This is a genomic window from Muricoccus nepalensis (assembly GCF_006438825.1).
Lineage (GTDB): Bacteria > Pseudomonadota > Alphaproteobacteria > Acetobacterales > Acetobacteraceae > Roseomonas > Roseomonas nepalensis.
Map to the genome: position 1 here is coordinate 113,943 of NZ_RCZP01000005.1, position 26,669 is coordinate 140,611.

General features: G+C 74.0%; 28 protein-coding genes. 18 read left to right on the forward strand and 10 right to left on the reverse strand.

What is annotated here, in order from left to right:
• The first annotated feature begins 7 nt into the window (after nt 1-7).
• Both EAH89_RS08070 and hemC read left to right on the forward strand, forming a co-directional pair.
• On the forward strand, nt 8-1,189 hold the full coding sequence (locus EAH89_RS08070; protein WP_140882292.1) for a geranylgeranyl diphosphate reductase: 1,182 nt from the start codon (nt 8-10) through the stop codon (nt 1,187-1,189).
• A complete protein-coding gene (hemC, locus tag EAH89_RS08075) occupies nt 1,189-2,229 on the forward strand; it encodes a hydroxymethylbilane synthase (RefSeq protein ID WP_140882293.1) in 1,041 nt (346 codons plus the stop codon). Before EAH89_RS08070 ends, hemC begins: the two co-directional genes overlap by 1 nt.
• On the opposite strand, the gene EAH89_RS08080 is transcribed toward hemC, so the two are convergent.
• Complete coding sequence (locus tag EAH89_RS08080; protein ID WP_140882398.1) at nt 2,226-2,438, reverse strand: hypothetical protein; 213 nt, start codon at nt 2,436-2,438, stop codon at nt 2,226-2,228. The genes hemC and EAH89_RS08080 overlap by 4 nt on opposite strands.
• A 56-nt stretch (nt 2,439-2,494) precedes the next feature.
• Complete coding sequence (locus EAH89_RS08085) at nt 2,495-2,953, reverse strand: TspO/MBR family protein (protein ID WP_140882294.1); 459 nt, start codon at nt 2,951-2,953, stop codon at nt 2,495-2,497.
• A 281-nt stretch (nt 2,954-3,234) separates the two neighbouring features.
• Here EAH89_RS08085 and EAH89_RS08090 point away from each other — a divergent pair, with 281 nt between their 5' ends.
• Nucleotides 3,235-3,678 (forward strand): c-type cytochrome, encoded by a 444-nt coding sequence (locus tag EAH89_RS08090; RefSeq protein WP_140882295.1) that lies wholly within the window; start codon nt 3,235-3,237, stop codon nt 3,676-3,678.
• Nucleotides 3,679-3,731: 53 nt separating this feature from the next.
• Here the strand turns inward: EAH89_RS08090 and EAH89_RS08095 are convergent, their stop codons facing one another.
• Both EAH89_RS08095 and crtD read right to left on the reverse strand, forming a co-directional pair.
• On the reverse strand, nt 3,732-4,667 hold the full coding sequence (locus tag EAH89_RS08095; RefSeq protein ID WP_140882296.1) for a carotenoid 1,2-hydratase: 936 nt from the start codon (nt 4,665-4,667) through the stop codon (nt 3,732-3,734).
• A complete protein-coding gene (crtD, locus tag EAH89_RS08100; RefSeq protein WP_140882297.1) occupies nt 4,664-6,139 on the reverse strand; it encodes a 1-hydroxycarotenoid 3,4-desaturase CrtD in 1,476 nt (491 codons plus the stop codon). Before crtD ends, EAH89_RS08095 begins: the two co-directional genes overlap by 4 nt.
• 92 nt (nt 6,140-6,231) lie before the next feature.
• Here crtD and EAH89_RS08105 point away from each other — a divergent pair, with 92 nt between their 5' ends.
• From EAH89_RS08105 to EAH89_RS08160, 12 genes are all read left to right on the forward strand, one after another.
• Nucleotides 6,232-7,101: a polyprenyl synthetase family protein gene (locus EAH89_RS08105; protein WP_140882298.1), complete on the forward strand. Its 870-nt coding sequence runs from the start codon at nt 6,232-6,234 to the stop codon at nt 7,099-7,101.
• Between the two features lie 13 nt (nt 7,102-7,114).
• Nucleotides 7,115-8,260, forward strand: a complete 1,146-nt coding sequence (locus tag EAH89_RS08110; protein ID WP_140882299.1) for a methyltransferase — start codon at nt 7,115-7,117, stop codon at nt 8,258-8,260.
• Nucleotides 8,261-8,328: 68 nt separating this feature from the next.
• The gene (bchC, locus tag EAH89_RS08115) at nt 8,329-9,258 is read left to right on the forward strand and encodes a chlorophyll synthesis pathway protein BchC (RefSeq protein WP_140882300.1); all 930 of its coding nucleotides are present in this window, start codon (nt 8,329-8,331) and stop codon (nt 9,256-9,258) included.
• On the forward strand, nt 9,255-10,268 hold the full coding sequence (locus EAH89_RS08120) for a chlorophyllide a reductase iron protein subunit X (RefSeq protein WP_140882301.1): 1,014 nt from the start codon (nt 9,255-9,257) through the stop codon (nt 10,266-10,268). The genes bchC and EAH89_RS08120 overlap by 4 nt, the downstream gene beginning before the upstream one ends.
• 2 nt (nt 10,269-10,270) lie before the next feature.
• Complete coding sequence (gene bchY, locus EAH89_RS08125) at nt 10,271-11,776, forward strand: chlorophyllide a reductase subunit Y (RefSeq protein WP_241666912.1); 1,506 nt, start codon at nt 10,271-10,273, stop codon at nt 11,774-11,776.
• Nucleotides 11,776-13,230, forward strand: a complete 1,455-nt coding sequence (gene bchZ, locus EAH89_RS08130) for a chlorophyllide a reductase subunit Z (RefSeq protein ID WP_140882302.1) — start codon at nt 11,776-11,778, stop codon at nt 13,228-13,230. The genes bchY and bchZ overlap by 1 nt, the downstream gene beginning before the upstream one ends.
• A 206-nt stretch (nt 13,231-13,436) precedes the next feature.
• Nucleotides 13,437-13,634 (forward strand): light-harvesting antenna LH1, beta subunit, encoded by a 198-nt coding sequence (gene pufB, locus EAH89_RS08135; RefSeq protein WP_408906288.1) that lies wholly within the window; start codon nt 13,437-13,439, stop codon nt 13,632-13,634.
• Between the two features lie 12 nt (nt 13,635-13,646).
• Nucleotides 13,647-13,853 carry a light-harvesting antenna LH1, alpha subunit gene (gene pufA / locus EAH89_RS08140; RefSeq protein ID WP_140882303.1) on the forward strand — a complete coding sequence of 69 codons (207 nt, stop codon included), beginning with the start codon at nt 13,647-13,649 and terminating at the stop codon, nt 13,851-13,853.
• A 109-nt stretch (nt 13,854-13,962) separates the two neighbouring features.
• Nucleotides 13,963-14,793: a photosynthetic reaction center subunit L gene (pufL, locus tag EAH89_RS08145; protein ID WP_140882304.1), complete on the forward strand. Its 831-nt coding sequence runs from the start codon at nt 13,963-13,965 to the stop codon at nt 14,791-14,793.
• A gap of 14 nt (nt 14,794-14,807) precedes the next feature.
• On the forward strand, nt 14,808-15,785 hold the full coding sequence (gene pufM, locus EAH89_RS08150; protein ID WP_140882305.1) for a photosynthetic reaction center subunit M: 978 nt from the start codon (nt 14,808-14,810) through the stop codon (nt 15,783-15,785).
• A complete protein-coding gene (pufC, locus tag EAH89_RS08155; RefSeq protein ID WP_140882306.1) occupies nt 15,782-16,846 on the forward strand; it encodes a photosynthetic reaction center cytochrome PufC in 1,065 nt (354 codons plus the stop codon). The genes pufM and pufC overlap by 4 nt, the downstream gene beginning before the upstream one ends.
• Before the next feature lie 186 nt (nt 16,847-17,032).
• Nucleotides 17,033-17,374 (forward strand): hypothetical protein, encoded by a 342-nt coding sequence (locus tag EAH89_RS08160; RefSeq protein ID WP_140882307.1) that lies wholly within the window; start codon nt 17,033-17,035, stop codon nt 17,372-17,374.
• A gap of 274 nt (nt 17,375-17,648) precedes the next feature.
• On the opposite strand, the gene EAH89_RS08165 is transcribed toward EAH89_RS08160, so the two are convergent.
• Together EAH89_RS08165 and EAH89_RS08170 are read right to left on the reverse strand one after the other, a co-directional pair.
• On the reverse strand, nt 17,649-19,556 hold the full coding sequence (locus EAH89_RS08165; protein WP_161993505.1) for a putative bifunctional diguanylate cyclase/phosphodiesterase: 1,908 nt from the start codon (nt 19,554-19,556) through the stop codon (nt 17,649-17,651).
• Nucleotides 19,553-20,110 (reverse strand): heme NO-binding domain-containing protein, encoded by a 558-nt coding sequence (locus EAH89_RS08170; RefSeq protein WP_161993506.1) that lies wholly within the window; start codon nt 20,108-20,110, stop codon nt 19,553-19,555. Before EAH89_RS08170 ends, EAH89_RS08165 begins: the two co-directional genes overlap by 4 nt.
• A gap of 170 nt (nt 20,111-20,280) precedes the next feature.
• Here EAH89_RS08170 and EAH89_RS08175 point away from each other — a divergent pair, with 170 nt between their 5' ends.
• Nucleotides 20,281-21,174: a dioxygenase family protein gene (locus EAH89_RS08175; protein ID WP_140882310.1), complete on the forward strand. Its 894-nt coding sequence runs from the start codon at nt 20,281-20,283 to the stop codon at nt 21,172-21,174.
• On the opposite strand, the gene EAH89_RS08180 is transcribed toward EAH89_RS08175, so the two are convergent.
• The 3 genes from EAH89_RS08180 to EAH89_RS08190 are packed head-to-tail and all read right to left on the reverse strand — an operon-like array spanning nt 21,171 to nt 24,209.
• Nucleotides 21,171-21,446: a hypothetical protein gene (locus EAH89_RS08180; protein WP_140882311.1), complete on the reverse strand. Its 276-nt coding sequence runs from the start codon at nt 21,444-21,446 to the stop codon at nt 21,171-21,173. The genes EAH89_RS08175 and EAH89_RS08180 overlap by 4 nt on opposite strands.
• 2 nt (nt 21,447-21,448) lie before the next feature.
• Nucleotides 21,449-23,734 carry a xanthine dehydrogenase family protein molybdopterin-binding subunit gene (locus EAH89_RS08185; RefSeq protein WP_140882312.1) on the reverse strand — a complete coding sequence of 762 codons (2,286 nt, stop codon included), beginning with the start codon at nt 23,732-23,734 and terminating at the stop codon, nt 21,449-21,451.
• A gap of 10 nt (nt 23,735-23,744) precedes the next feature.
• The gene (locus EAH89_RS08190) at nt 23,745-24,209 is read right to left on the reverse strand and encodes a (2Fe-2S)-binding protein (RefSeq protein WP_140882313.1); all 465 of its coding nucleotides are present in this window, start codon (nt 24,207-24,209) and stop codon (nt 23,745-23,747) included.
• 142 nt (nt 24,210-24,351) lie between these two features.
• Here EAH89_RS08190 and EAH89_RS08195 point away from each other — a divergent pair, with 142 nt between their 5' ends.
• The gene (locus tag EAH89_RS08195) at nt 24,352-25,818 is read left to right on the forward strand and encodes an MATE family efflux transporter (RefSeq protein WP_140882314.1); all 1,467 of its coding nucleotides are present in this window, start codon (nt 24,352-24,354) and stop codon (nt 25,816-25,818) included.
• A 31-nt stretch (nt 25,819-25,849) separates the two neighbouring features.
• Here the strand turns inward: EAH89_RS08195 and EAH89_RS08200 are convergent, their stop codons facing one another.
• Complete coding sequence (locus EAH89_RS08200) at nt 25,850-26,077, reverse strand: hypothetical protein (RefSeq protein ID WP_140882315.1); 228 nt, start codon at nt 26,075-26,077, stop codon at nt 25,850-25,852.
• A 173-nt stretch (nt 26,078-26,250) separates the two neighbouring features.
• On the opposite strand from EAH89_RS08200, the gene EAH89_RS08205 reads away from it, so the two are divergent.
• Complete coding sequence (locus EAH89_RS08205; protein WP_140882316.1) at nt 26,251-26,460, forward strand: hypothetical protein; 210 nt, start codon at nt 26,251-26,253, stop codon at nt 26,458-26,460.
• Nucleotides 26,461-26,669: the final 209 nt, after the last annotated feature.

Genomic DNA, 26,669 nt, shown 5'->3' on the forward strand with positions numbered 1-26,669 from the left:
GGGGCGCATGGTCGAGACCTACGACGCGGTGGTGGTGGGCGGCGGCCCGGCCGGCGCGACGGCCGCGGACGACCTGGCCCGGCGCGGGCGATCCGTGCTGCTCCTCGACCGCGCGGGGCGCATCAAGCCCTGCGGCGGCGCCATCCCGCCGCGGGCGGTGCGGGACTTCGCGATCCCCGACCACCTGATCGTGGCCCGCATCCGCTCCGCGCGGATCGTGGCGCCGTCGGGCAAGAAGGTGCCGATGCCGATCGAGGGCGCGGGCTATGTCGGCATGGTCCAGCGCGAGAGTTTCGACGAGTGGCTGCGCGAGCGCGCGGCCGGCGCGGGCGCCGAGCGGCGGACCGGTCGCTTCGAGCGCGTGTCGCGCGACGCCGACGGGACCGCGGTGGTGGAGTTCGCGTCGCCCGACGGCACCGTCGCGCGCGTGCGGGCGCGGAGCGTGGTCGGGGCGGACGGGGCGCTCTCGGCGGTGGCGAAGCAGTGCGTGCCGAGCACCCGCAAGACGCCCCTCGTCTCCGCCTACCACGAGATCGTCCGCGTGCCGCGCGACGTGCCGGACTACGACGGGACGCGCTGCGACGTGGTCTATGACGGCAAGCTCTCGCCCGATTTCTACGCCTGGGTCTTCCCGCACGGCGACACCGCGAGCATCGGCACGGGCTCCGCGCGCAAGGGCTACGCGCCGCGGGAGGCCGTCGCCGCGCTGCGCGATCGCGTGGGGCTGGCGGGCGCCGAGACGATCCGGCGGGAGGGCGCGCCGATCCCGATGCGGCCGCACCGGCGCTGGGACAACGGGCGCGACGTGGTGCTGGCCGGCGACGCGGCGGGCGTGGTCGCGCCGGCCTCCGGCGAGGGGATCTACTACGCCATGCTCGGCGGGCGGCTGGCGGCGGAGGCGGTGGAGGGGCTGCTCTCGACCGGCGACGCCCGGGCGCTGGCGGGCGCGCGGCGCCGCTTCATGAAGGATCACGGGCGCGTTTTCTGGATCCTCGGCGTCATGCAGTGGTTCTGGTACCGCAGCGACTGGACGCGGGAACGCTTCGTCAAGATGTGCGGCGATGCCGACGTGCAGCGCCTGACCTGGGAGTCCTACATGAACAAGGAACTGGTGCGCTCGAAGCCGGTCGCGCATGTGAAGATCTTCTTCAAGGACCTGGCGCACCTGCTCGGGCTGGCGCGCGCCTGATGGGCCCGCTGACGAGGGACGGCGCGCTGATCGAGCGCGGCGCGCGCGCCCGCCCTGCCCCGCCCGATGGCGCGATGGTCCACCCGCACGGGCGCGCGCTGCCGCTCCGCGTGGGGACGCGGGGCTCGCCGCTCGCGCTCTGGCAGACGCGGGACTTCATCGCGCTGATCACCCGCTTCTGCCCCGTGCTCCGGCATTTCGAGGCCTTCCAGGAGGAGGTGATCGCAACCACCGGGGACCTCGTGCAGGACCGGCCGCTGGCGGAGATCGGCGGCAAGGGGCTCTTCGCGAAGGAGATCCACGAGGCGCTGCTCGACCGGCGCGTGGACTTCGCCGTGCACAGCCTGAAGGACCTCGAGACCGAGCTGCCGCCGGGCATCGTCCTCGCCTGCACGCTCAAGCGTGAGGACAACCGCGACGCGCTGGTGCTCGGGCCGGACTGCGCCGCCGCCACCGAGGAGGACCCCTGGGCCTGCCTGCCGCGCGGCGCGCTGGTCGGCAGCGCCTCGGTCCGGCGGCAGGCGCAGCTCCTGCACGCGCGACCGGACCTGCGGGTGGAGCCGATCCGCGGCAACGTGCAGACGCGGCTGGCGCAGGTGGCGAGCGGGCGCTTCGGCTCCTCGCTGCTGGCCCTCGCCGGGCTGCGGCGGCTGGGGCTGGAGGAGAAGGCGGGGGTAGTGATCGGCACGGACGCGATGCTGCCGGCCGCCTGCCAGGGGATCGTCGGCGTCACCTGCCGGGACGACGACGTGGAGCTGCACGAGCTTCTCTCGGCCATCCAGGACCACGAGTCGCGCGCGGTCGCGACGGCGGAGCGGGCGCTGCTCGGCGCGCTGGACGGGTCCTGCCGCACGCCGGTGGGCGGCCATGCGCGGCGGCTTCCGGACGGGCGCCTGATGGTCGAGGGGCTGATCGCGCGGGCCGACGGCACCTTCCTGCTGCGCCGCTCGCTGACGGGACTCGTGGACGAGGCCGCCGAGCTCGGTCGGGAGCTGGGCCGCAGCCTCTGGCGGGACGCGCCGGCCGACGTCTTCGGCTAGGGGCGCCGCCAGCGCGCGGCGAGGTCGATCGCGTGGGCCAGACCTGAGAGGGCGAGGCTCAGCGCGATCCAGCCCCACCAGGCACCGGTGAGGGCGAGGCGCAGCGCGAGCAGCATGGCCGCGCCCGCCGCGAGGAAGGGCCAGGGGTTGCCGGGCGCGGCGCGGCCGGCGCGCCTCCTCGCCGTCAGCCACAGCCCCTCGGCGGCCATGAGCGCGAGCAGCAGGTCGACGATCCGGCCGCTCTCGAAGAGGGCCTCGAGCGCGCTCAGCGGCCGAAGGGCCGGTTGAGGCGGACGATCTCGGCGTTCAGCACGGCCGCGAAGGACACCCACGCGAGGTAGGGCGCGAGCAGCCAGCCCGCGAGCCGCGAGCGCCGCCCGCAGGTGACGATCAGCCCGAGGATGGAGAGCCAGAGCGCCGCGACCTCCACCAGCGCGTAATCGGGGCGCCGCATGCGGAAGAAGAGGACGCTCCAGGCGATGTTGAGCGCGCCGTTCGCCGCGAACTGCGCGAGAAGCCCGCGGCGCTCGGCCGGGTCGGGCGTGCGCCGCCAGGTGCGGACGCCGGCGATGGCGGTCAGGGTGAAGATGAGGGTCCAGGCGGGCGCGAAGAGCCAGTTGGGTGGCTGCCAGGAGGGCTTGCGCAGGGCGAAGTACCAGGGGCCGATTTCGGTCGCGAGCCCGCCGGCCATGCCGACCAGCACGGCGCTGCCGGTTGCAACCATGACGGGCCGTCGGTCCTTACGGTAGGCTCCCGACCGTCGGTAGCGGGATGGCGAGTCCATCTCCTGCAGCATTGGCTCTCTCCATCCTGTTCTGACGCGTGTCTAACAAATCTTTCACTACCAAGTTTTGCGCCGGCACCCAGGTTGCCAAGAGGGGCTTCGGCGCCCCTTCACTTCGGCGCCGGGTGCTGCCTCGTCCGTCTGGTTGCGTTGTTCTGCTATCGGGGCCGGGGGTCATGGGGCCCTCGTTCCCTTCCGTCCAAGGAAAAGGATCGTAACGCATGATTCGCATTTCCGTGATTGCCGCGCCGCTTCTCCTCGGCCTCGTCGCCCTGCCCTCCGGCGGTGCGCAGGCGCAGGACGTCGCGGCCGGGCAGCGCGTCTTCGCCCAGTGCCGCGCCTGCCACATCGCCGATGCCTCGGACCGCAACGCGGTGGGGCCGAACCTCTACGGCGTGGTCGGCCGGCGCGCGGCGTCGCGGGAGAGCTACACGCGCTACTCCGCCAACATGAAGCAGCTCGGCGCCGACGGGCATGTCTGGACGGAGGAGAACCTCCACGCCTACCTCGCGAACCCGAAGGCGGTCGCGCCGCAGGGCAGCATGGCCTTCCCCGGCCTGCGCCAGGAGCAGCAGATCAACGACGTGATCGCCTACCTGAAGTCCGTGCCGACGGCCGCGCCCGCTGGTGCGGCGCCGGCGGCCGGGGCCGCCACGCCGGGCTGACCGCCTCTGCCCGCGGGGCCGCCGGCCTCGCGGGCGTTCCTCGCCGCCGGGCGCTACCGACGCGCCCGCGGCACCCGGAAGGCGAGCATGGCCTGCACAACAGGCAGGCGGAACCGATCGAGCAGCAGGCTCTCGTGCACTGCCGACCGGTCCGTCCCGAGCAGCCGCGTCGAGAGGACGGAGCGCGAGTAGAAGGGCGTGTCCTCCAGCGTCTGCGTGACGCGCGCCGCGCCCCCCTTCCCCACCCGCGTCGCGCGGGGGATGCGCCAGATCCGTGTCGGCGGCAGGGTCGCGCGGGGCGGCGCCTCCACCTCCTCCACGTCTCCCGAGGGCGGTGCGCGGAGCGCGAGGCACTGCGTGGTGCCGTCCCGCCGGGTCGCCTCGTAGAGGATGGCCGTGCCCTCGGGGCCGGGGGCCCGGCACCAGTCCCACTCCACGAAATCGCGTTCGAGCGGGGCGTCACCCTCGTTCGTGTCGAAATAGGCGGCGCCCGACCAGCGGAGGGCGGGGCTCTCCAGCGCGACTTCCACCCGGGCCACGGCGGCGATGGGCGACCAGCGGTGGCGGCCCGCGGCGTCGAGCTCGAAGACGCGGCGGTTGAGCGCGCCGGGGATGACGCGGACGGTGCCCCGCAGGCGGGAGGGGATCGGGGCGGTGACCTCGTCGATGCGGATGGTCAGCGCCTCCCCGTCCCATTCGAGGCTGCTCGGGCCGATGGCGAGGTGGGTGGCGTCCCGCTCGACGGCCGAGCGCGGGCGGTCCGTCATCGCCCAGCGACGCGGCGCGCCGTAGAGCGAGACGTTCAGGCAGGCGTGGTTGAGCGGGTCCGCGGGGCCGCGGCGGCGGGCCAGCGCGTACCAGGGCGAGAAGACGCTGCCGAGGAAGGCGATGAGGGTGATGCCGTGCCGCCCGTCGTCGCTGAGCGCGTCGACGTACCACCAGGCGTAGCCGTCGGGCGCGACGGGGCGGTCGAAGCGGAGGGTGTTCATCGCGCTGCCAGGTCCGCCAGCAGGCTCTCGGCCGCGTGGCGCCCCGACATCGTCGCCATCGGCACGCCCGCCCCCGGATGCGCGCTCCCCCCCGCGAGGTAGAGGCCCGGCAGCGCCGTCCGCGATCCCGGCCGGGCGAAGCTCGCCGCCCAGCCGTGCGGGGGCGCCCCGTAGAGGGCTCCCCCCGTCGCCGGGAAGCGCTTCGCCCAGGCCGAGGGCGTGGTCACCACCTGGTGGTGCCGCGTCACCCGCAGGCCGCAGCGCTCCATCAGGCCGAAGGCGGCTGTCTCGCAAGGATCGATCTCCCTCTGGGGAAAGGCGTTGCTGTCGCCGGTGGCGGGGGCGTTGACGAGGACGAGGAGGCGCTCGGGGCCGCCGGGCGCGGCGCCCTCGTCGTCGCGGTCCTGGGCGCAGACATAGACCGTGGGGGCGGTGGGCAGGCGGCCGCGGGCGAGCAGGTCGCGGAACTCCGCCTCGTAGTCCGCCGAGAAGAAGACCGTGTGCCGGGAGAGGGGGAAGCCCTCCGTCTCCGCCACCATGGCCCAGGTGAGGGCCGAGAGGGAGCGGGCGGCGGGACGCGGCACGGCCTTGCCGGCGGCGCGGCCGAGCAGCCCGTCGGCGAAGGCCGCGGCGTCGACGTTCGCGACCACCGCGTCCGCGGCGATCCGCTCCCCGCCCGCGAGGAGGACGCCGGCGGCGCGGCCGCGCTCCACCGTGACCTCCGCGACCTCGGAGTCGTAGCGGAAGACCGCGCCGTTCGCGGCCGCGATCCCGGCGAGGGCGGCGGCGACGCGGTGCATGCCGCCCTGCACGAGCCAGACGCCCTCCTGCTCGACATGGGCGATGAGCATCAGCGTGGCGGGCGCGAGGAAGGGCGAGGCGCCGACATAGGTGGCGTAGCGGCCGAAGAGCTGGCGCAGGCGCGGATCGCGGAAGTGCTCGCCGAGCGCCTTGGCGAGGGTGGTGAAGGGCGAGATGCGCCAGAGGTCGCCGAGGCCCGAGAGGCCGGCGGAGGCGGCGAGCGACACGGGGGTGGGCCGCTTGCCGCGGATGAAGGGGCCCTCGAGCGTCGCGTAGGTGCGGCGCGCGCGGGCGAGGAAGTCGCGGAAGACCCGCGCCTCCGCCGCGCCCGCCAGCTCCCCGATGGCGGCCTCCGAGCGCGCGGGATCGGCGAAGAGGTCGAGGCGCCCGCCCGTGCCCCAGGCGTGGCGGGCGAGGACGCCGGCGGGGGCGACGGCGAGATGCGCCTCGAGGGAGGTGCCGAGCTCGGCGAAGAGCTCCTCAAAGACCCAGCGCATGGTGAAGACGGTGGGCCCCGCGTCGAGGCGGCAGCCGCCGACCTCCTCCTCGCGCATCTTCCCGCCGGGGCCGGGGGCGCGTTCCAGCACCGTGACCTCGATCCCCTTCCTGGCCAGCAACGCGGCGGCGGCAAGGCCGCCGATCCCGGCTCCGATCAACGCGACGCGATGCACAGGGCCCTCGATCCTTGTTGACCCCAACGTCAATACAAGTTGACACTCATACCTGACAACCGCCTTGGACGGTTGCGCGAGGGGGAACGACAATGGACGCAGCGAGCCGGATCGAGCGGAGCCTGTCGGTGGCGGTCGGTCTTTCCCAGACGCGCGGCTGCCCGCCGAGACTCGCGCAGGCGATGCACCACGCGGTCTTCCCCGGCGGCGCGCGCGTCCGGCCGCGGCTCTGCCTCGCGGTGGCGGCGGCGAACGGCGGCGCGCCGGCGGGCGTCGCCGAGGCGGCTGCGGCCGCGATCGAGCTGCTGCACTGCGCCTCCCTCGTGCACGACGACCTGCCCTGCTTCGACGACGCCGCGACGCGGCGCGGGCGGCCCTCCGTCCACCGCGCCTTCGGCGAGCCGCTGGCGGTGCTGGCGGGCGACGCGCTGATCGTCGCGGCCTTCCAGGCGCTGCTGCAGGGCGCGGCCGCGGCGCCGGCGCAGCTGCCGCTGCTGATGGAGGTCGTCTGCGGCGCGGCCGGCGTTCCCTTCGGCATCGCGGCCGGGCAGGCCTGGGAGTGCGAGGAGGAGGCGGACCTCTCCGTCTACGAGCAGCAGAAGACGGGATCGCTCTTCGCCGCCGCCGCCGTCGCGGGGGCCGCGGCCTGCGGCGCGCCGGCCGAGGCCTGGCGGCCCTTCGGCGCGGCGCTCGGCGAGGCCTACCAGGTGGCGGACGACCTGCGGGACGCGCTGTCCGACGCGGCGGAGCTCGGCAAGCCCGTGGGGCAGGACGCGGCGCACGGGCGGCCGAACGCCGTGCGCTCCTTCGGCGTCGCGGGCGCGGTGGCGCGGCTGCGGGACATCGCGGGCCAGGCCATCGAGGCCATCCCCCCCTGCCCCGAGGCGGCGTCGCTGCGCGCGCTCGTCGGGCTCGAGGTGAAGCGGCTGATGCCGCAGCGCGCCGCGGCGGTCGCGGCCTGAACGGGCGCGGGGCGTGAGCGCGACCGTGCCGGCGGAGGCCGCGCCCTCCTGGCGCGACCGGGCGCTGGGGCTGCGGGACCGGCTGGTCTCGGACCCGCGCTTCCGCCGGCTGGCCGCGCGCTTCCCGCCGACCCGCGCCCTGGCGAGGCGGCGGGCGGGCGCGCTGTTCGACCTCTGCGCGGGCTTCGTCTACTCGCAGGTGCTGCTCGCCTGCGTGCGGCTGCGCCTCTTCGACCTGCTGCGCGACGGCCCGCTCACCGCCGCGGAGATCGCGGCGCGCGCGCGGCTGCCGCCGGAATCCGCCGCCCGGCTGCTCGGCGCGGCCGTGTCGCTCGGCCTGCTGGACCGCCGCGGGGGCGGGCGCTACGGGCTCGGCCCGCTCGGCGCCGCCCTGCCCGGGAACGACGGCCTGGCCGCGATGATCGAGCACCACGCGATCCTCTACGCGGACCTCGCCGATCCCGTCGCGCTGCTGCGGGACGGGGGCGAGACGGGGCTGTCCCGCTACTGGGCCTACGCGCGCGAGGCGGCGCCCGCCGGGCTCGCCGAGGAGCGGGTGGCCGACTACTCCGCGCTCATGGCGGCCTCGCAGGCGATGATCGCGGAGGAGGTGCTGGACGCTTTCCCCGGCCTCGCGCGGCACTGCGCGCTGATGGATGTCGGCGGCGGCGAGGGCGCCTTCCTGATGGCCGCCGCGGCCCGGGCGCCCGCGCTGCGACTCGTGCTGTTCGACCTGCCGGGGGTGGCCGCGCGCGGTCGCGCCGCCCTCGCGCGGGCGGGACTCGCCGCGCGCGCCGAGGCGGTCGGCGGCGACTTCCGCGCCGGCGCGCTGCCGCACGGCTCAGACCTCGTCTCGCTCGTTCGTGTCCTGCACGACCACGACGACGCGCAGGCCCTCGCGCTGCTGCGCGCGGCGCACGACGCGCTGCCGCCGGGCGGGCGGCTGCTGCTGGCCGAGCCGATGGCGGGCACGCCGGGCGCGGAGGCGATGGGCGAGGCGTATTTCGGCTTCTACCTGCTCGCGATGGGCTCCGGACGTCCGCGCGGCGAGGGGGAGCTGCGCGCCTTCCTCGCGCGCGCGGGCTTCGGCCGCGTCACGGCGCCGCGCACGCGCGTGCCGCTGCTCGTGCGCGTCCTGGTGGCGGAGCGCGCGGGCTGACTGTCATTATTGATTGACAGTCAGTTGAGTAATGCTAGCCTGACACACACGCCAAGAAGGGTCCCAACGTGGACACCGTCGCCGTCCTCCTCAGCAGCCCGGAGCGCATCGCGCTCCACCGCCTCGACCTCTCCCCCGCCGGAGAGGCCGACGTGGTCGTCGATGTCGACTTCAGCGGCATCAGCACCGGAACCGAGCGGCTGCTCTGGTCGGGCGCGATGCCCGCCTTCCCCGGCATGGGCTACCCCCTCGTCCCCGGCTACGAGTCCGTCGGCCGCGTCGTCGAGGCGGGGCCGCTCTCGGGCCGCCGCGTGGGCGAGAGCGTCTTCGTCGGCGGCGCGCGCTGCTTCGGGCCGGTGCGCAGCCTCTTCGGCGGCAGCGCGGCGCGGCTGGTTCTTCCCGGCGAGCGGGCGGTGCCCGTGCCGGAGGGCCTCGGCGAGAAGGGCGTGCTGCTGGCGCTGGCCGCCACGGCGCAGCACGCGCTGGCGGGCGGGCTGCCGGATCTCATCGTCGGCCACGGGGTGCTGGGCCGGCTGCTCGCGCGGCTCGTCGTGCTGGCGGGCGGAAGCCCGACCGTGTGGGAGCGGGACGCGGCCCGCCAGGCGGGCGCCGCGGGCTACGCGGTGATGCACCCGGACGAGGACCCGCGCCGCGACTACGCCCGCATCCACGACGTGAGCGGCGACGCCGCCGCGCTCGACGGCCTTATCGCCCGGCTGCGGCCGGAGGGCGAGGTGGTGCTGGCCGGCTTCTACGCGAAGCCGCTGCAGTTCAGCTTCGCCCCGGCCTTCATGCGCGAGGCGCGGTTGCGCGTCGCCGCCGAGTGGAAGCCCGCCGACCTCGCGAGCGCCACCGCCCTCGTCGCCTCGGGCCGCCTCTCGCTGGAGGGGCTCGTGACCCACCGGCGCGCCGCGGCCGACACGGGCGACGCCTACCGCACCGCCTTCGGGGATGCGGCGTGCCTGAAGATGGTTCTCGACTGGAGAGACGCCGCATGAACGCCCAGACCCGCCCCGCCGCGCCCGAGGCTTCGGCCATGACGGAGGCGCTGCGCCTCGAGGCGGCCATCGAGCCGGACGCGCCCTCGACCGAGCCGGCGAAGAAGGAGACGCAGATCATCGCGATCTACGGCAAGGGCGGAATCGGCAAGTCCTTCACCCTCGCCAACCTGAGCTACATGATGGCGCAGCAGGGCAAGCGCGTGCTGCTCATCGGCTGCGACCCCAAGAGCGACACGACGAGCCTCCTCTTCGGCGGGCGCGCCTGCCCGACGATCATCGAGACCTCGTCCCGCAAGAAGGCGGCGGGCGAGGCCGTGCAGATCGGCGACGTCTGCTTCAAGCGCGACGGCGTCTTCGCCATGGAGCTGGGCGGGCCCGAGGTCGGCCGCGGCTGCGGCGGGCGCGGCATCATCCACGGCTTCGAGCTGCTCGAGAAGCTCGGCTTCCATTCCTGGGGCTTCGACTACGTGCTGCTCGACTTCCTCGGCGACGTCGTCTGCGGCGGCTTCGGCCTGCCGATCGCGCGCGACATGTGCCAGAAGGTGATCGTCGTCGGCTCGAACGACCTGCAGTCGCTCTACGTCGCGAACAACGTCTGCTCGGCGGTGGACTACTTCCGCAAGCTCGGCGGCAACGTCGGCGTCGCGGGCCTCGTGATCAACAAGGACGACGGCACCGGCGAGGCGCAGGCCTTCGCGGAGGCGGTGGGCATCCCCGTGCTCGCGGCCATCCCCGCCGACGAGGACATCCGCCGCAAGAGCGCGAACTACGAGATCATCGGTATCCCCGGCAGCCCTTGGGCGGGCGTCTTCGAAGAGCTGGCGGAGCAGGTGGCCGGTGCGCCGCCGATCCGCCCGAAGCCCCTCACCCAGGACGGGCTGCTCGGCCTTTTCAAGGGCGAGGCGGTGGGCCGCGGCGTCGTGCTCGACCCCGCGACGATGGAGGACATGTGCGGGACGACCGATCTCGTGAAGCCCTCCCTCGAAGTGATCTACGAGGGGGGCTGAGCGTGGACGCCCCTCCCCCTCCCGCGTCCCAGGAAGAGGGCGCCTGCCACGGCGGGCGCGAGACCTTCCAGGCGGCCGCCCGCGCGGCCGGCAAGGGCGGCACGATGGACCGGCTGCTCGCAGACTACCCGCGCGGGCCGCACGACCAGCCGCAATCGATGTGCCCCGCCTTCGGGTCGCTCCGCGTGGGGCTCAGGATGCGGCGGGTGGCGACCATCCTCTCGGGCTCGGCCTGCTGCGTCTACGGCCTAACCTTCACCTCCCACTTCTACGGCGCGCGGCGGAGCGTGGGCTACGTGCCCTTCAACTCCGAGACGCTGGTGACGGGCAAGCTGTTCGAGGACATCCGCGACGCGGTCGTCGCCTCCGCCAAGCCGGACGAACTGGACGCGATCGTCGTCATCAATCTCTGCGTGCCGACCGCCTCCGGCGTGCCGCTGGACCTGCTGCCGAAGCAGATCGACGGCGTGCGGGTGATCGGGATCGACGTTCCCGGCTTCGGCGTGCCGACGCACGCGGAGGCGAAGGACGTGCTGGCGGGCGCGATGCTGCGCTACGCCCGCGGCGAGGCGGAGGCCGGGCCGGTCGCGCGGCCGCGGGGCGAGATCCCGGGCCTGCCGACCGTGGCGCCGATCGGGGAGCTCTTCCCGGGCGACCCGCCGGGCATCGGGGCGATGCTGGCGCCGATGGGCCTGGCTCTTGCGCCGCAGACGCCGGCGCGGGAGTGGCGCGACCTCTACGGCGCGCTCGATTGCTCGGTCGCGGCGGCGCTGCACCCTTTCTACACGGCCTCCGTGCGCGAGTTCCGCGCGGCGGGGCGGCCGGTGGTGGGCTCGGGGCCCGTGGGGCTGGACGGTACCGCGGCCTGGCTCGAGGCGATCGGCCGCGCGGCGAACGTGCCGGCGGAGGCCGTGGACCGGGCCAAGGCGCGGGCGCTCCCGGGCATCCGCGCCGCCATCGAGGCGAGCCCGATCCGGGCGCGCATCACCGTCTCCGGCTACGAGGGCTCGGAGCTTCTCGTCGCGCGGCTGCTGGTCGAGGCGGGCGCCGAGGTGCCCTATGTCGGCACCGCCTGCCCCCGCACCGAGTGGAGCGACCCCGACCGCGACTGGCTGGAGGCGCGCGGGGTGCACGTGCAGTACCGCGCCTCGCTCGAGCAGGACATGGCCGCGATGCGCGACGTCCGGCCGGACCTCGCGCTCGGCACCACGCCGCTGGTGCAGGCGGCGAAGGAGGCGGGGACGCCGGCGCTCTACTTCACGAACATGGTCTCGGCGCGGCCGCTCTTCGGCGCCGCTGGCGCGGGGGCGATGGCGGGGATTGTGGCCTCGCAGACGCGGGGGGCGGAGCGCTTCTCGCGCATGGTCTCCTTCTTCAACGGCGTGGGCACGAAGGAGGGCGCCGGCTACGGCTGGCAGACCCCCCCTCAGGACCCACCGGGCTTCCGCGACCGGATGAAGCGCGCGCGGGCGCTCCGCGCCAAGGCCGAGGAGGCGACGGGAAGCTGATGCTCGTCCTCGACCACGACCGGGCTGGCGGCTACTGGGGCGCCGTCTACGCCTTCACCGCGGTGCGCGGGCTGCGCACGGTGATCGATGGCCCGGTGGGCTGCGAGAACCTGCCGGTCACCGCCGTGCTGCACTACACCGACGCGCTGCCGCCGCACGAGCTGCCGGTGGTGGTGACGGGGCTGGACGAGGACGCGCTGTCCAAGACCGGCACCGAGGGCCCGCTGCGCCGTGCCAACGCGACGCAGGACCCGGACCTGCCGGCCGTGGTGGTGACGGGCAGCATCGCCGAGATGATCGGCGGCGGCGTGACGCCGCAGGGCAGCAACCTGCTGCGCTTCATCCCGCGCACGATCGACGAGGACCAGTGGCAGTGCGCGGACCGCGCCATTAACTGGCTGTGGTCGGAGTTCGGCGCGAAGAAGCGGCCGAAGGTGAGGAAGCCGCGGCCGGAGGGCACGAAGCCGCGGGTCAACATTATCGGGCCCATCTACGGCACCTTCAACATGCCCTCCGACCTCGCGGAGATCCGGCGGCTGGTGGAGGGGATCGGCTGCGAGGTGAACCTCACCTTCCCGCTCGGCTCCCACATCGAGGACATCCCGCGCCTCGGCGACGGGGACGTGAATGTCTGCCTCTACCGCGAGTTCGGCCGCAAGCTCTGCGAGGAGCTGGGCCAGCCCTACCTGCAGGCGCCGATCGGCGTCTTCGCGACGACCAACTTCCTGCGCGCGCTCGGCGAGCTGGCGGGCGTCGATCCCGAGCCCTTCATCGAGCGGGAGAAGCACGCGACGCTGAAGCCGCTCTGGGACCTCTGGCGGAGCGTGACGCAGGACTTCTTCGGCTCCGCGCCCTTCGCGGTGGTGGCGACGGAGACCTACGTGAAGGGCATCCGGCGCTTCCTGGAGGAGGAGATGGGCATTCCCTGCGCCTTCTCCTTCGCCCGTAAGCCCGGCGAGAAGACCGACAACGCGGCGGTGCGGGAAGCGGTGAAGAGCAAGCCCGCGCTGGTTCTGTTCGGCTCCTACAACGAGCGGATGTACGCGGCCGAGGCGCGGAGCCGGGCGATCTACATCCCCGCCTCCTTCCCCGGCGCCGTCATCCGGCGGGCCACCGGCACGCCCTTCATGGGCTACGCGGGCGCGACCTACCTCCTGCAGGAGTACTGCAACGCGCTGTTCGACGCCCTCTTCCACATCCTGCCGCTCGGCACGGAGCTGGACCGGGTGGACCCCACCCCCGCGCGGCCGGCCGAGGCCGAGGCGTGGGACGAGGACGCGCTCGCCCTCGTGGCAACGCGCGTCGAGCTCGAGCCCTTCCTGCTGCGCATCTCCGCCGCCAAGCGCCTGCGCGAGCGGGTGGAGACGGCCGCGCGGCGCGAGGGGGAGGCCCGCATCACCGCCGCGCGCGTCGAGCGCTGCCTGGCGGAAGCGGGCACGGAGGCGGTCGCGTGACCGCCCCCTGGCAGGGCCGCCCGAGCGGCCCCGAGATTTCCCCGGCTTCGGCCGCGGGAATGACGCCTGGCGGAGACGCCGGGCCGATCCTCGTCGTCGGCCTTCGTGCCACGGCGATCCTGGCCGCGCGGGAGCTGCGCGGCGCAAGCGGCCGAAAGTCCGCCGTTACTAGGGGAGCCTGAATGGCCGAAATGGAAAGAAGGGATGTGTCCGTATCCGGGCTGACGGAGCCGGAGGCGAGGGAGTTCCACAGCATCTTCGTGATGAGCTTCCTCATCTTCACCGTCATCGCGGTCGTGGCACACTTCCTGGTCTGGCAATGGCGGCCTTGGCTGCCCGGGCCCGACGGGTACACGCGCGCCATGCTCGACGGGGTGACCACCATCACCTCGATGCTGACCTGAGGAGGCCGGACCATGTGGCGTGTATGGCTGCTCTTTGATCCCCGCCGGGCGCTGGTCGCCCTCGCGACCTTCCTCCTGACGCTGGCGCTGCTGATCCACTTCATCCTGCTCAGCACCGACCGCTTCAACTGGCTGGAGGGCCCGCGGCGCGCGGCCGCCCCGATCGGGCAGATGTCGCCCATCCCGGCGCCTGCGCCGGGTGTCACGCCGGCGCGATAGCGCTGGAAACCGGGCGGCGGATGGGTCCCGACACGGGTTCCAGCCGCCGCCCCTTCGGCCGCGATGCGCAGACGGGCGCCCGCGGGACGTCGGGGAGGAGGGTTCGGCGATGGCGATGCTGAGCTACGAGCAAAAATACCGCGTACGGGGTGGCACGCTCATCGGCGGCGACCTCTTCGACTTCTGGGTGGGGCCCTTCTACGTGGGCTTCTTCGGCGTCACGACGATCTTCTTCAGCCTGCTCGGCACGCTGCTGATCCTCTACGGCGCCTCGCTCCAGGGCACCTTCAACATCTGGCTGATCAGCATCGCGCCGCCGGACCTGTCCTACGGGCTGGCGCTGGCGCCCATCAAGGAAGGAGGGCTGTGGCAGATCATCACGATCTGCGCCATCGGCGCCTTCAGCTCCTGGGCGCTGCGCCAGGCGGAGATCGCGCGCAAGCTCGGCATGGGGCTGCACATCCCCGTCGCCTTCTCCTTCGCGATCCTCGCCTACGTCACGCTCGTGGTCGTGCGGCCCGTGCTGATGGGCGCCTGGGGCCACGGCTTCCCCTACGGGATCTGGAGCCACCTCGACTGGGTGTCGAACGTCGGCTACCAGTACCTGCACTTCCACTACAACCCCGCGCACATGCTGGGGGTGACCTTCTTCTTCACCACCACGCTCGCGCTCTCGCTGCACGCCTCGCTGGTGCTGGCCGCGCTCAACCCGCGCAAGGGCGAGGCGGTGAAGACGGCGGAGCACGAGAACACTTTCTACCGCGACATCATCGGCTACTCGATCGGCACGCTGGGCATCCACCGGCTCGGCCTGTTCGTGGCGCTGAGCGCGGGCTTCTGGAGCGCGGTCTGCATCGTGATCAGCGGGCCCTTCTGGACGCGCGGCTGGCCGGAGTGGTGGGGCTGGTGGCTGAACCTGCCGATCTGGCGCATGGGCTAAGGGAGGAACGGACGATGCTCGAATACCAGAATCTCTTCACCCGCGTGCAGGTCCGGGGGCCGGCCTATGCCGGCGTGCCCTTCTCCCGCGGCGACGGCCCGCGCGAGGGCAAGCCGCTCTTCTCCCACCTCGCGGGCATCCTCGGCGACGCGCAGGTGGGGCCGATCTACCTCGGCTGGAGCGGGCTCGTCTCGCTCATCTGCGGCTTCATCGCCTTCGAGATCATCGGGCTCAACATGTGGGCCTCGGTGGGGTGGAACCCGATCCAGTTCATCCGGCTCCTGCCCTGGCTCGCGCTCGAGCCGCCGGCGCCCGGCTACGGGCTGCGCTTCCCGCCGTTGGCCGAGGGCGGCTGGTGGCTGCTGGCCGGCTTCTTCCTGACGACGTCGATCATCATGTGGTGGGTGCGCATCTACCGCCGCTCCCGCCAGCTCGGGCTCGGCACGCACACGGCCTGGGCCTTCGGCGCCGCGATCTGGCTCTACCTCGTGCTCGGCCTCTTCCGGCCGCTGCTGATGGGCTCCTGGGGCGAGGCTGTGCCCTTCGGCATCTTCCCGCACCTCGACTGGACGGCGGCGCTGTCGATCCGCTACGGGAACCTCTTCTACAACCCGTTCCACGCCCTCTCGATCGTGTTCCTCTACGGCTCGACGCTTCTCTTCGCGATGCACGGCGCGACCATCCTCGCCGCCGGGCGCTTCGGCTCGGAGCGCGAGGTGGAGCAGGTGATCGACCGCGGCACCGCGCATGAGCGCTGCGCCATCTTCTGGCGCTGGACGATGGGCTTCAACGCGACCTTCGAGTCCATCCATCGCTGGGCCTGGTGGTTCGCGGTGCTCTGCCCCATCGCGGGCGGCATCGGCATCCTCCTGACTGGGACGGTGGTCGACAACTGGTATCTCTGGGCCATCAAGCAGGGCTACGCGCCCTCCTACCCCGCCGTGTATCCGCCGATGGTGGACCCGGCCTCCGTCCTGGGAGCAGGTCGATGAACTCTCGGCTGATCGTCGGCATCGGGGCGGGCGCCGCCCTCCTCGTGGCCGCCGCGGTGGTGCTGCTCACCTTCGAGCGGCCGCCCGTCGTCTCCGTGCAGCGGGGCTTCCGCGGCACGGGCATGGAGCTGGTCTACAACCCCCGCATGCTGGAGGTGCAGGCCGCCCTGCAGGTGCTGCCGGAGGTCATCGAGCCCGCCGACGACGAGGACCCGCGGGCGTCCGAGATCTACCAGAACGTGCAGGTGCTGGGCGGCCTCAGCGCCGGACAGTTCGGGCGGATCATGCAGGCCATGACGGCCTGGGTCTCGCCCGAGGACAAGGTGCAGAACGGCGGCTGCGGCTACTGCCACAACCTCGAGAACTTCGCCGAGGACTCCGTCTACACGAAGGTGGTCGCGCGCCGGATGCTGCAGATGACGCAGCAGATCAACGCACAGTACGCGAGCCATGTCGGGGTGACCGGCGTGACCTGCTACACCTGCCACCGCGGCAACCCGGTGCCCCAGAACGTCTGGGCCGCGCAGCCGGCGAACCAGAGCTGGACGAACGGCTTCGCGGAGACGGCGACGGGCCAGAACCGCCCCTCGGCCGCCGCCGGGCAGGCCTCGCTTCCCCTCGACCCCTTCACGCCCTTCCTGATGGGCGCGGAGCCGATCCGCGTGCAGGGCCGCACGCCGCTGCCGGCCGGGAACTACAGCTCGACCAAGCAGACGGAGTGGACCTACTCCCTGATGATGCACTTCTCGACTGCCCTCGGCGTCGGCTGCACGAACTGCCACAACACGCAGCAGTTCTCCTCCTGGGAGGAGAGCACGCCGCAGCGGGTGACCGCCTGGCACGGCATCAACATGCTGCGCGACGTGAACACCAACTACATCCAGACCCTGCAGCCGGTCTTCCCGGCGAACCGGCTGGGGCCGCAGGGCGACCCGCTGAAGGCGAACTGCACCACCTGCCACCAGGGCGCCTACAAGCCGCTCTACGGCGCCTCCATGCTGCGGGACTACCAGGAGCTCAACCGGGTGACCCAGGGCCCGACGGAGATCCGCATGCCCTGACCGGCATGGCCTGACCCGCATTCCCTGACCGGGGGCTGCATCCCGGACGCGACCCGCATCCCCGCCTCCCTCCGAGGCGGGGATGTTCTTTTGTCGAAACGGCCTGTTAATACCGCGGGTCCAAGGTGGTGCCTCTGACGCCTTCGCCGGACGGTGTGCGTCAGCATCATCATAAGGAACCTTGGGATGCTTCGACGCTTCGTTCTCGCCGCCGCCCTGCTCGCGGCCGCGGCCGGCCCCAGCCTGGCGCAGGGCTGCGACACGCGCTTCACGCTGCGCAACAACTCGGGCGCGACGGTGAACGAGTTCTACTTCGGCCCCTCCTCGCGTCCCGACTGGGGCCGTGACCGCCTCGGCGAGAACGTCGTCGCGCCGGGCCGCGCGGTGAACTACACGCCCGGCGGGCGCGGCGGTAGCTACGACTTCAAGATCGTCTGGGCGAACGGCGAGAACGCCGAGCTGATGCGCGTGAACATCTGCGAGACCTCGGAGATCGTCGCCACGCGCAGCGGCATCGAGGCGCGCTGAGGCAGCGGCTTCGGCCAGGGGCGGCGCGAGCGGGCAGGCACCCGCCGCGCCGCCCTTGCCGTGCCGGGCGTCGCGGCCGGCACGGCCGGCGGGCGTCGCCGGGCCAACGGCGGACACGGTAGAGCACATCCATCCCGGGCTTCGGCTGCCGCATCGGCAGGCGGGCCCGGGATTTGCGATTCGGAGCTTTGTGCCTCTCAGGGGTTTGTGCCTCGCTGGCAACCACGGCCGGAGGAGCGCCGCCGGATGGCCGTCCGCCCGAGGGGCGGCGGGTTCAGGCGGCGGCGGGCGCTTCCAGCGCTAGGTGTGCAGCGGCCGGACCGGGTCGCCCGAAGAGCCATCCCTGCGCCTCCGCGCAGCTCTCGGCCCGCAGGACCTCGAGCTGCTCCTCCGTCTCGACCCCCTCGGCCACGACGGGCAGGCCCAGGCCGCGGGCTAGCCCGAGCACGGCGCGGACGATCGTCGCGTCCTGCGCGGACCCTCCTCCGAGCCCGGCCACGAAGCGCCGGTCGACCTTGATCTTGTCGAAGGGGAAGGCCTGGAGCGTGGCAAGGGACGAGTAGCCCGTGCCGAAGTCGTCGAGCGCGATTCGCACGCCGAGCGCGCGCACGCGGCGGAGCGCCTCGAGGGCGGCGTCCGTCTCGCGGATGAGCACGCCCTCGGTTACCTCGAGTTCCAGCCGCGCCGGCGGCAGGCCGGTCCGCGCCAGGACGCGCTCGACCATCTCGGCGAAGACGGGGCCCCGCTGCACCTGCACCGGGGAGACGTTGACTGCAACGAAGAGCGGCACGGGCCAGCGGGCAGCCTCGGCGCAGGCCTGCTCGAGCGCCCATTCGCCGAGGGCGACGATGCTGCCGTTCGCCTCCGCCACACTGATGAAGACGTCGGGCGGCACCATGCCGCGCGCGGGGTGGCGCCAGCGAAGCAGCGCCTCGAAGCCCAGGACGCGTCGCGTGCCGACGTCGACGAGCGGCTGGTAGGCCACCGACATCTCGCCTTGCGACACGGCGGCCGCGAGATCGGCCTCGAGCGCGCGGCGCTCGCGCGCTTCCCGCTCCATGGCCGGGTGGTAGTAGACGGACCGCCTGCCGCCCGACGCCTTGGCGCGCTGGAGCGCGGTGCCGGCGGCGGCGAGCAGCGCGTCGACCGCCTCCCCGTCCGCGGGCGCGACGGCGACGCCGATGGAGGCGCCGATGTTCCGGATCGTCGCCTTGCCGCTGACATAGGGCAGGCCCAGGGCGGCCACCAGGCGCGCCGCCAGGGGCTCGGCGGCGCCGGGCTGCTCGTTGCCGACCTGCACGATCGCGAACTCGTCGCCCCCAAGCCGGGCGACGGTGTCACCGCTCCGGACGAGGCTCGACAGCCGGCGCGCGGCCTCCATGAGGAGGACGTCCCCGGCCTCGTGGCCGTGCAGCTCGTTCACCTCCTTGAAGCCGTCGAGGTCTATGCAGAGCACGGCCACCTCCGCCGCTTGGCCGCGGCGGCGGCGGCGATGCTTCAGCACCTCCTCCAGCCGGTCGCGCAGCACGGCGCGGTTGGCCAGGCCGGTGAGGCCGTCATGCTCGGCGAGGTAGCGGATGCGCGCCTCGGCCGCGTGGCGCTCGGTGACGTCCTGGCAAACGGCGTGGAGCGCGTGGACGGCCCCGCCCTCCTGGCGCGGCCGGACCTCGGTCCAGATCCGGCGCTCGCGCCCGTCCGGGCAGACCGCCCGCCACTCATAGGCCTCGGCCATGCCCGCGCGGGCGCGCCGGTGCGCGGCCTCCACCTCCTCGCGGTCGGCAGGATGGACGAGCGCGTGGTACTCCTCCCGGCCCGCGGGGCCCCGCGCGGGATCCAGGCCGAGGACGCGGTAGAGCTCCGGCGACCAGGTCCAGCTCTCGACTCCGGCGTGGAGCTCGGCCTGCCATGTCCCGAGGCGCGCCATCTCGTGGGCGAGCGCGAGGTCCCGCTTGCTGCTCTCCGAGAGCGCGATCGCGCGCCGGGCGACGTGCAGCACGGCGTTCCCCAGCATGGCGAGCTTCTGCGCGGAGAGGTCGGCGCTCTTCACGTCGAGGCGGACGTCGAGGTTGCCCGCCGCCACCGCGCAGATCTGGCCGCAGATCTCCTCGACCGCGCTGCGCAGGTCGGCGTCGGACTCGCTGGTGGATGGCGGGACCCGCGGCGGGACCGGAGTCGGTGTCACGCGGCGGCCTGCGCCGGTTGCTCGAGGACCTCGACGGCCATGATGCATTCCGCGTCCCCTGGCCCGCCCGCCTCGTAGCGGACCCGGGTGGGCTCGCCGAACTCCTCGCCCAGGCGGCACGCGACCGCGGCGTAGAGGCCGGCGAGGCGGTTCTCGGAACGGTAGAAGACGCGCACGCCGCCCGGCATCGGCTCGACCCGGAACTTGGCCGCGACGTGGTCGCGCTGCCCCTCCTTGAGGCCCGCCGCGAGGGTGTTGTGCACCTCCGGCTGGTGCAGCAGGAAGTCGCGCACCCGGGGGCGCCGGTTGAAGAAGGCGGGGAACATCGTGCGCGAGCGATCGAGGAAGAAGGGCGCGAAGGCGGCGAAGGCGGCCTCCTCGGACAGGCCGAGGCGCGCGCAGGCGGCGTCGAGGATGCGGCGGCACTGCCGGTCGGCGTAGCCCGCGTCGATGCGGAACGCCTCGTTCGGGTCAAAGCCCGCCTCGGCGAGGATCTCGCCGCGGACAGCCGGGCCGGCGGTCTCCTCGAGGAAGGCGCTGAGGAGATAGGGCACCCAACCGATCATCCGCTTGCACTCCGATGGGAGGGGAAGTTCCGGGGGTGCCGCGCGATCCGTCCCCCTGCGGGGTGGTAACTCCTGCCCCCCTACCAGGGCGTTAAGGGGCACCGCTTCCCGGGGGCCGGCGCCGTGGCATGATCGGTGGGCGTGGAGGAGGGCGAGCGATGATCCTGCGGAGTCAGGAGGACGTGACCGCGGCGGTGCTGGCCGTCATGGAGCGCACGCGTGACCCGCGGATGCGCGAGATCATGGTCTCGCTCGTGCGGCACCTGCACGGCTTCGTCCGCGACGTGCGGATGACCGAGGCGGAGTTCCGCCAGGCGAACGCCATTCTCAACGAGATCGGCCAGCGGACGACGGACACGCACAACGAGATGGTGCTCATGTCGGGCTCGCTTGGCGTCTCCTCCCTCGTCTGCCTGCTGAACAACGGCGACAACGGCAGCACGGAGACCTCGCAGTCGCTGCTCGGCCCCTTCTGGCGGCTCGATTCGCCGCGGGTGGAGAACGGCGGCTCGCTGCTGCGCTCCCCAACCTCGGGCGACGCGCTCTTCATGACGGGGCGCGTGCAGGACCGGCAGGGCCACCCCATCGCGGGGGCGGAGGTGGACGTCTGGCACTCCTCCCCGGTCGGGCTCTACGAGAACCAGGACCCCGCGCAGGCCGACATGAACCTGCGGGGGAAGTTCACGACCGACGCGGAGGGGCGGTTCTGGTTCCGCTCGATCCGGCCGGCGGGCTACCCGATCCCGACGGACGGCGTGGTCGGCCGGCTCCTCGCGATGCAGGACCGCCACCCCTACCGCCCGGCCCATGTCCACGCCCTCGTCTTCAAGGAGGGGTTCAAGACGCTGACTTCGCAGGTCTACGCCGCGGACGACCCCTGCCTCGAGACGGACGTGCAGTTCGGCGTGACGCGAGCGCTGATCGGGGATTACCGCCGCCACGACGGGCCGCACCCGTCCGAGCCCGGGGTCGCGGCGCCCTGGTACTCGCTCGACTACACCTTCACGATGGAGCCGGGCGAGGCGGTGCTGCCGCGGGCGCCCATCCGCTAGCGGGACTGGTCGGGCGTCGGCCGCTGGGCGGTGCCGGGGTCGCGTCCCGGCGCCCGCTCGCCGCCCGCGGAGGGGGCGGAGGCCGCGGGGGTGGAGACGGGGCTGCGGGTCGCGGCGGCCGGCCCCTGCCCCATGTGCCGGGTCTCGCGGCCGGGGGTGATGAGGGTGGTCGGCGGCCCGCCCTCCCCCAGACGCGCGGCGTCCTGCGCCCCGGCGCTCACGGGGAGGAGGGCTGCCAGGAGGGCGGCCGCGAGGGCGGGGCACCGACGCACCGCTAGGCCCCGGCGAGCGCGGCCCGCACGCGCTCGGGCGTGAAGGGGCCGCGGCGGAGGCGGACGCCGGTCGCGTCGAAGACGGCGTTGGCGATGGCGGCGCCGGCCGTGCGCACGGCGGGCTCCCCCGCGCCGGTCGGGCGGATGTCGGGGCGGTTGATGAGGACCACCTCCACCGCCTCCGGCGCCTCGGCGACGTCGAGGATGGGGTAGGTCGCCCAGTCCACGCTGGTGACGTTGTTGCGGTCGAAGGTGACCTCCTCCCGCAGCGCGCGGCTGGTGCCGTAAATGAGCGCGTTCTCCACGCAGCGGCGCAGCCCGTCGGGGTTGATGATGAGGCCGCAGTCCTGCCCGACCACCATGCGCCTGACGCGGATGGCGCCGCTGCCCCGGTCCACCTCGACCTCGGCGACGAGGCCCACGACGGTGCCGTCGCGCCGGGCGAGGGAGACGCCGCGGCCGCGGGCGCGGTCGCCGGGCGCGCCGCGGGGGCCGGCCGGGCGCGGCTCCCAGCCCGCCCGCTCCGTGATGGCGCGGAGGACGGCGATGTCCCGCTCCTCCCGCAGGTGGCGGAGGCGGAACTCGACGGGGTCGGCGCCGGTCGCCGCCGCCAGCTCGTCGACGAAGCTCTCGGCCGCGAAGATCAGCTCCGGCCCGAGGGGGTCCCGGAGGTGCGAGGTCCGCAGCGGCGAGGCGCGGTCGAGCAGCGGGGGGATGGTTTCCCAGGCCATGAGGCGCGCGGGGAAGGCGTAGGGCTCGGTCGGCACGAAGTCGCCGGGGAAGAGGTAGGTGTCCTGCGGGTTCAGCCCGCCGCCCAGGACCTGGCTGGCCAGGCTGTCGCGGGGGTCGGCCTCGCTGGTCGCGATGTTGGTGCGGGAGAAGGCCTTGCTCTCGAAGGTGATGCCGACCACCCGCCCCTCGGCGTCGAGCCCCGCGCGGACGCGCTGGACGGAGGCGGGGCTCTTCGTGTCCCAGCCGTGGCCCTCGTGGCGCGTGTACTGGACGCGGACGGGGGCGCCGAGCTCGCGGGAGAGGAAGGCGGCGTCGAAGGGGGTGTCGCCCGCGTCGTTGCGGCCGTAGGAGCCGGGGCCGGTGACCCAGACGGCGTGCACCGTCTCCGGCGGCACGCCGAGGAACTTGGCGACCCCGTCGCGCACGGCGTGGGGCTTCTGGGATCCCGTCCAGATGCGCACGCCCTCCGGCCGCACGTCCGCGACCGCGCAGCCAGGCCCCATGCTGCTGTGGGAGTGGAAGGGCCACTCGTACTCGGCCGCGACGACCCGGGCGGCGCCGGCGATGGCGGCGGGGGCGTCGCCCTCCTGCAGGGGCACGCCGCGCTTGGTGGCGGGCGCGTTGCGGATGTGGTCGTAGAGCGCGGCCTGCTCGGGGAAGGGCGGCGCGGCCTCGGACCAGGTGACCTTCAGCGCCGCCGCCGCGCGGATCGCGTCCCATTCGCGCGGGGCCGCGACCGCGAGGAAGCCCTCCTTCCACACGGCGCGGGCGCCGGGGATGGCGCGCAGCGGCGCCTCGTCGACGGCGACGGGCCTCGCCCCCGCGACCGGCGGGCGCAGCATGCGCGCGTGCAGCATGCCCGGCAGGCGGATGTCCGTGACGTAGGCGTGGCGGGCGAAGACCTTCTCCGCGATGTCCCGGCGCGGCACGGCGGTGCCGACGACCTTGTAGTCGGCGATGGGCTTCGGCCGCGCCCTGCCCTCCACGTTCAGGTCGTTGCCGTAGCGGCCGTTCCAGCGCAGCTCGGCGTCCAGGCGGCGGTCGCCGATCAGCTCCTCGTAGGTCACCCGGCGGGCGGGATCGGCGGCGACGCTCACGGTGCCGTCCTCCACGCGCAGCGCGCCGGGCGGCACGCCGAGGCGGGCCGCGGCCATCTCCACGAGCATCAGCCGGGCCTCGGCGGCGGCGTTGCGGAGCGGCACGGCCCCCTGGGACACGCCCGAGGCGTTGCTCGCGCCACCCTGGTTCACCGTGCGCGCCGTGTCGCCCATGACGACGCGGACGCGCGCGGGCGGGAGGTCGAGCTCCTCCGCGACGATCTGGGCGATGGCGACGTCGAGCCCCTGCCCGCCGTCGATCTTCCCGAAGAAGGCGGTCGCGGTGCCATCGGCGTGGACGGCGACGTAGGAGGCGAGCCGGCCGGGCGGCGGCAGCGGCGAGAGGGGGGCGCCCGCCCCGGCGGGCTGCGCCGGCGCCTCGCCGGGCGCCGCGGCGACGGTGACAACGAGGGCGCCGGTCGCGCGGAGCGCGGCGCGGCGGGAGAGCCGGAGGGTCATGGCGCGCCCCTCACGCGAGGCTCGCCGCGCGCTTGACCGCGCGCAGGATGGCCATGTGCGTGCCGCAGCGGCACTTGAGGCCGGTCAGGGCCTCGCGGATCTGCGCCTCGCTGGGGTCGCGGTTGTCGCGGAGGAAGGCGGCGGCGGTCATGATCCAGCCGTTGATGCAGTAGCCGCATTGCGGCACCTGCTCGTCGATGTAGGCCTGCTGGACCGGGTGGGGGCGCTCGGGCGTGCCGAGGCCGGCGAGCGTCGTCACCGCGCGCCCCTCGGCCGCCGAGGTTGGGGTGACGCAGGAGCGGGTCGGCACGCCGTCGAGGTGGACGGTGCAGGCGCCGCACTGGGCGAGGCCGCAGCCGAAGCGCGGGTTGTCGAGGCCGAGGTCGTCGCGCAGGGCGTAGAGCAGCGGCATGTCGGGATCGACCGTGACGGTCTCGTCCTTCCCGTCCACCCGGAAGGTGATCCTGGTCGCCATGCGCCCTCCCCTCGCCGCGCGTTCGCCGCGCCTTGAGGGAAACTCTGGACCCGCGCCCGCCCGCGGCACAAGCGGGCCCGCGCCGGCTGACGCGCGGGGGGGGGTGGGCGCCCCGGGGCGGGGGGCGTGCTAGAGGGCGCGGATGCAGCCCCCCCGCCCGTCCCCCTCCGCCGCGCGGCCCCTCCCCGCGGGGCGCTTCGTGACGGGCTCCACCCTGCGGCACGTCCTGGTGATGGCCAGCACCGGGGCGGTGGGGCTCGTGGCAGTCTTCGCGGTCGACCTCCTCGCGCTGTTCTACATCTCGCGGCTGGGCGAGCGGCCGGTGGCGGCGGCGGTGGGCTTCGCGGGGGCGGTGGGCTTCTTCCAGATCGGCGTCGGGATCGGCCTGTCGATCGGGCTCGGCGCCGTCGTCTCGCGCGCGATCGGCGCGGGGGAGCGGGAGGAGGCGCGGCGGGTCGCGGCCTCGGGCCTTGCGCTCATGGTGGGGGTGATGGTCCTCATCGGGCTCGCCACCGTGGCCGCGGTGAACCCGCTGCTCGACTGGCTGGGCGCGACCGGCGAGACGCACCGGCTGGCCGCGCGCTACCTCGTCCTCACCGCGCCGACGGTGCCGCTGCTGGCGGCGGGGATGGGGCTCTCGGCGCTGCTCCGCTCGGTCGGCGACGCGCGGCGGGCGATGAACGTGACCCTCTTCGCCGCCGTCACCACCGCCGCGCTGGACCCGGTGCTCATCTTCGCGCTCGACCTCGGGCTGGACGGGGCGGCGGTCGGGGTGCTGGCCTCGCGGCTGGTGCTGGTGGGTCTCGCCTGGCACAGCGCCGCCCGGCGGCACGCGCTGGTTGGGCGGCTGCGGGTGGCCTCCCTGGCCTCCGACGCGCGGCGGGTGATGGCGGTGGCCGCGCCCGCGGTGCTGACCAACCTGGCGACGCCGGTGGCCTCGGCCTGGGTGACCCAGGCCATCGCGACCTTCGGCCCGGCCGCCATTGCCGGGCAGGCGACGATCGAGCGGCTCTCGCCGGTCGCCTTCGGCATCGTCTACGCGCTCAGCGGGGCGGTGGGGCCGATCATGGCGCAGAACCTGGGCGCCGGGCGGCCGGACCGGGTGCGCGCGGTGCTGCGGGACAGCATGCTGGTGGTGCTGGCCGCCGTGCTCGCGGCCTGGGCGGTGCTCTGGGCCTGCCAGGACCTCGTCGTCGCGGCCTTCTCGGCCACGGGGGAGACGGCGGCGCTGATCCGGCTGTTCTGCAACCTGCTGGCCGGGGGCTTCCTGTTCACGGGCGCGCTGTTCGTGGCGAACGCGGCCTTCAACAACCTCGGCCACCCGTTGCTGTCCACGCTGTTCAACTGGGGGCGGGCGACGCTGGGCACGATCCCCTTCGTCGCGCTCGGCGTGGGCTACGGGCCGGGCGGCGTGCTGGTCGCGCAGGTCGCGGCCTCGGCCCTCTTCGGCACGGCCGCGGCCCTCGTCGCCTTCCGCGTGGTCGGGCGGCTGGGCCGGGACGGCGACGCGGAGGAGGCGGGGCTGGAGGTCGCGCCCGCGAGCTCCGGGGCGCCCGCCGTCGCGGCCCTCGCCGCCCGGGCGCGCAGCGGGGCGGGGCCGGCGGGCTGAAGCCCCGGCCCGGCCGACCGCGTCCCCGGGGTCAGCGGCGGCTGGAGCCGCCCATCCGGTCCCCGTCCTTGCTGACCCGCAGGTCGAGCATCTTCTGGTGGGCGGCGCGGTAGGCGTCCTCGGCGCTCTTGAAGCCGCTGCCGAGGCCGATCGCGAGGCCGCCGTCATTGGCCAGGCGCCACCGCCACTTGTTCTGGCCGAAGCCCCCGCGCTCCACCACGATGCGGATCTCGTCCAGACCCTGGTCACCCCTGCTCATCGTCCTGGTTCCTCTCGCGACAACAAGGCATCCACAGAACGCTCACTATCTCGTGAGTAAGCATGATCGCAAGATAATTTGCGTCCGTTCCACCCACGGCTAGCTTTTTCCGGCCGCCACCCCCGCCCCGGTCCGGGACGGGCACCCGCCGGGCGGGAACCGGGAGGGAACGCATGCCGCCGGACGCGCGCGACGAATGGCCGGAGGAGCCGCTCCGCCTGTGGGACAGCCTTCCGGAACCGGACCGGAGGGTCGTGCTGAGCGCCGTCTCACCGGCGGACGTGGACGGGCGCCCCGTCGCGCCGCACGGCATCCAGCGGGCCATTGCCGCCGGGGCCGCGCTGACGCGAGAGGTGCTGGGCCGGGATCGGGCGCGGGGCTGACCGGCGTTGGCGGGGCGCCCGGCGCGCGGTCGAGTCGGGGAAGCGCGGGCGGTCCGCCCCTCGGCGCAGCGGGCCAGATATTCGAAGATCGGCGATGTTTCGATAGACGCGGTGCCGGTGGCTGGCTATCAGGAGCGCGGGCCGGCTTCGTCCGGGCCGCGGCGTCCGAGGGGAAGAGGGATGAGACCTGCCGGTCCGAGGGAACGATC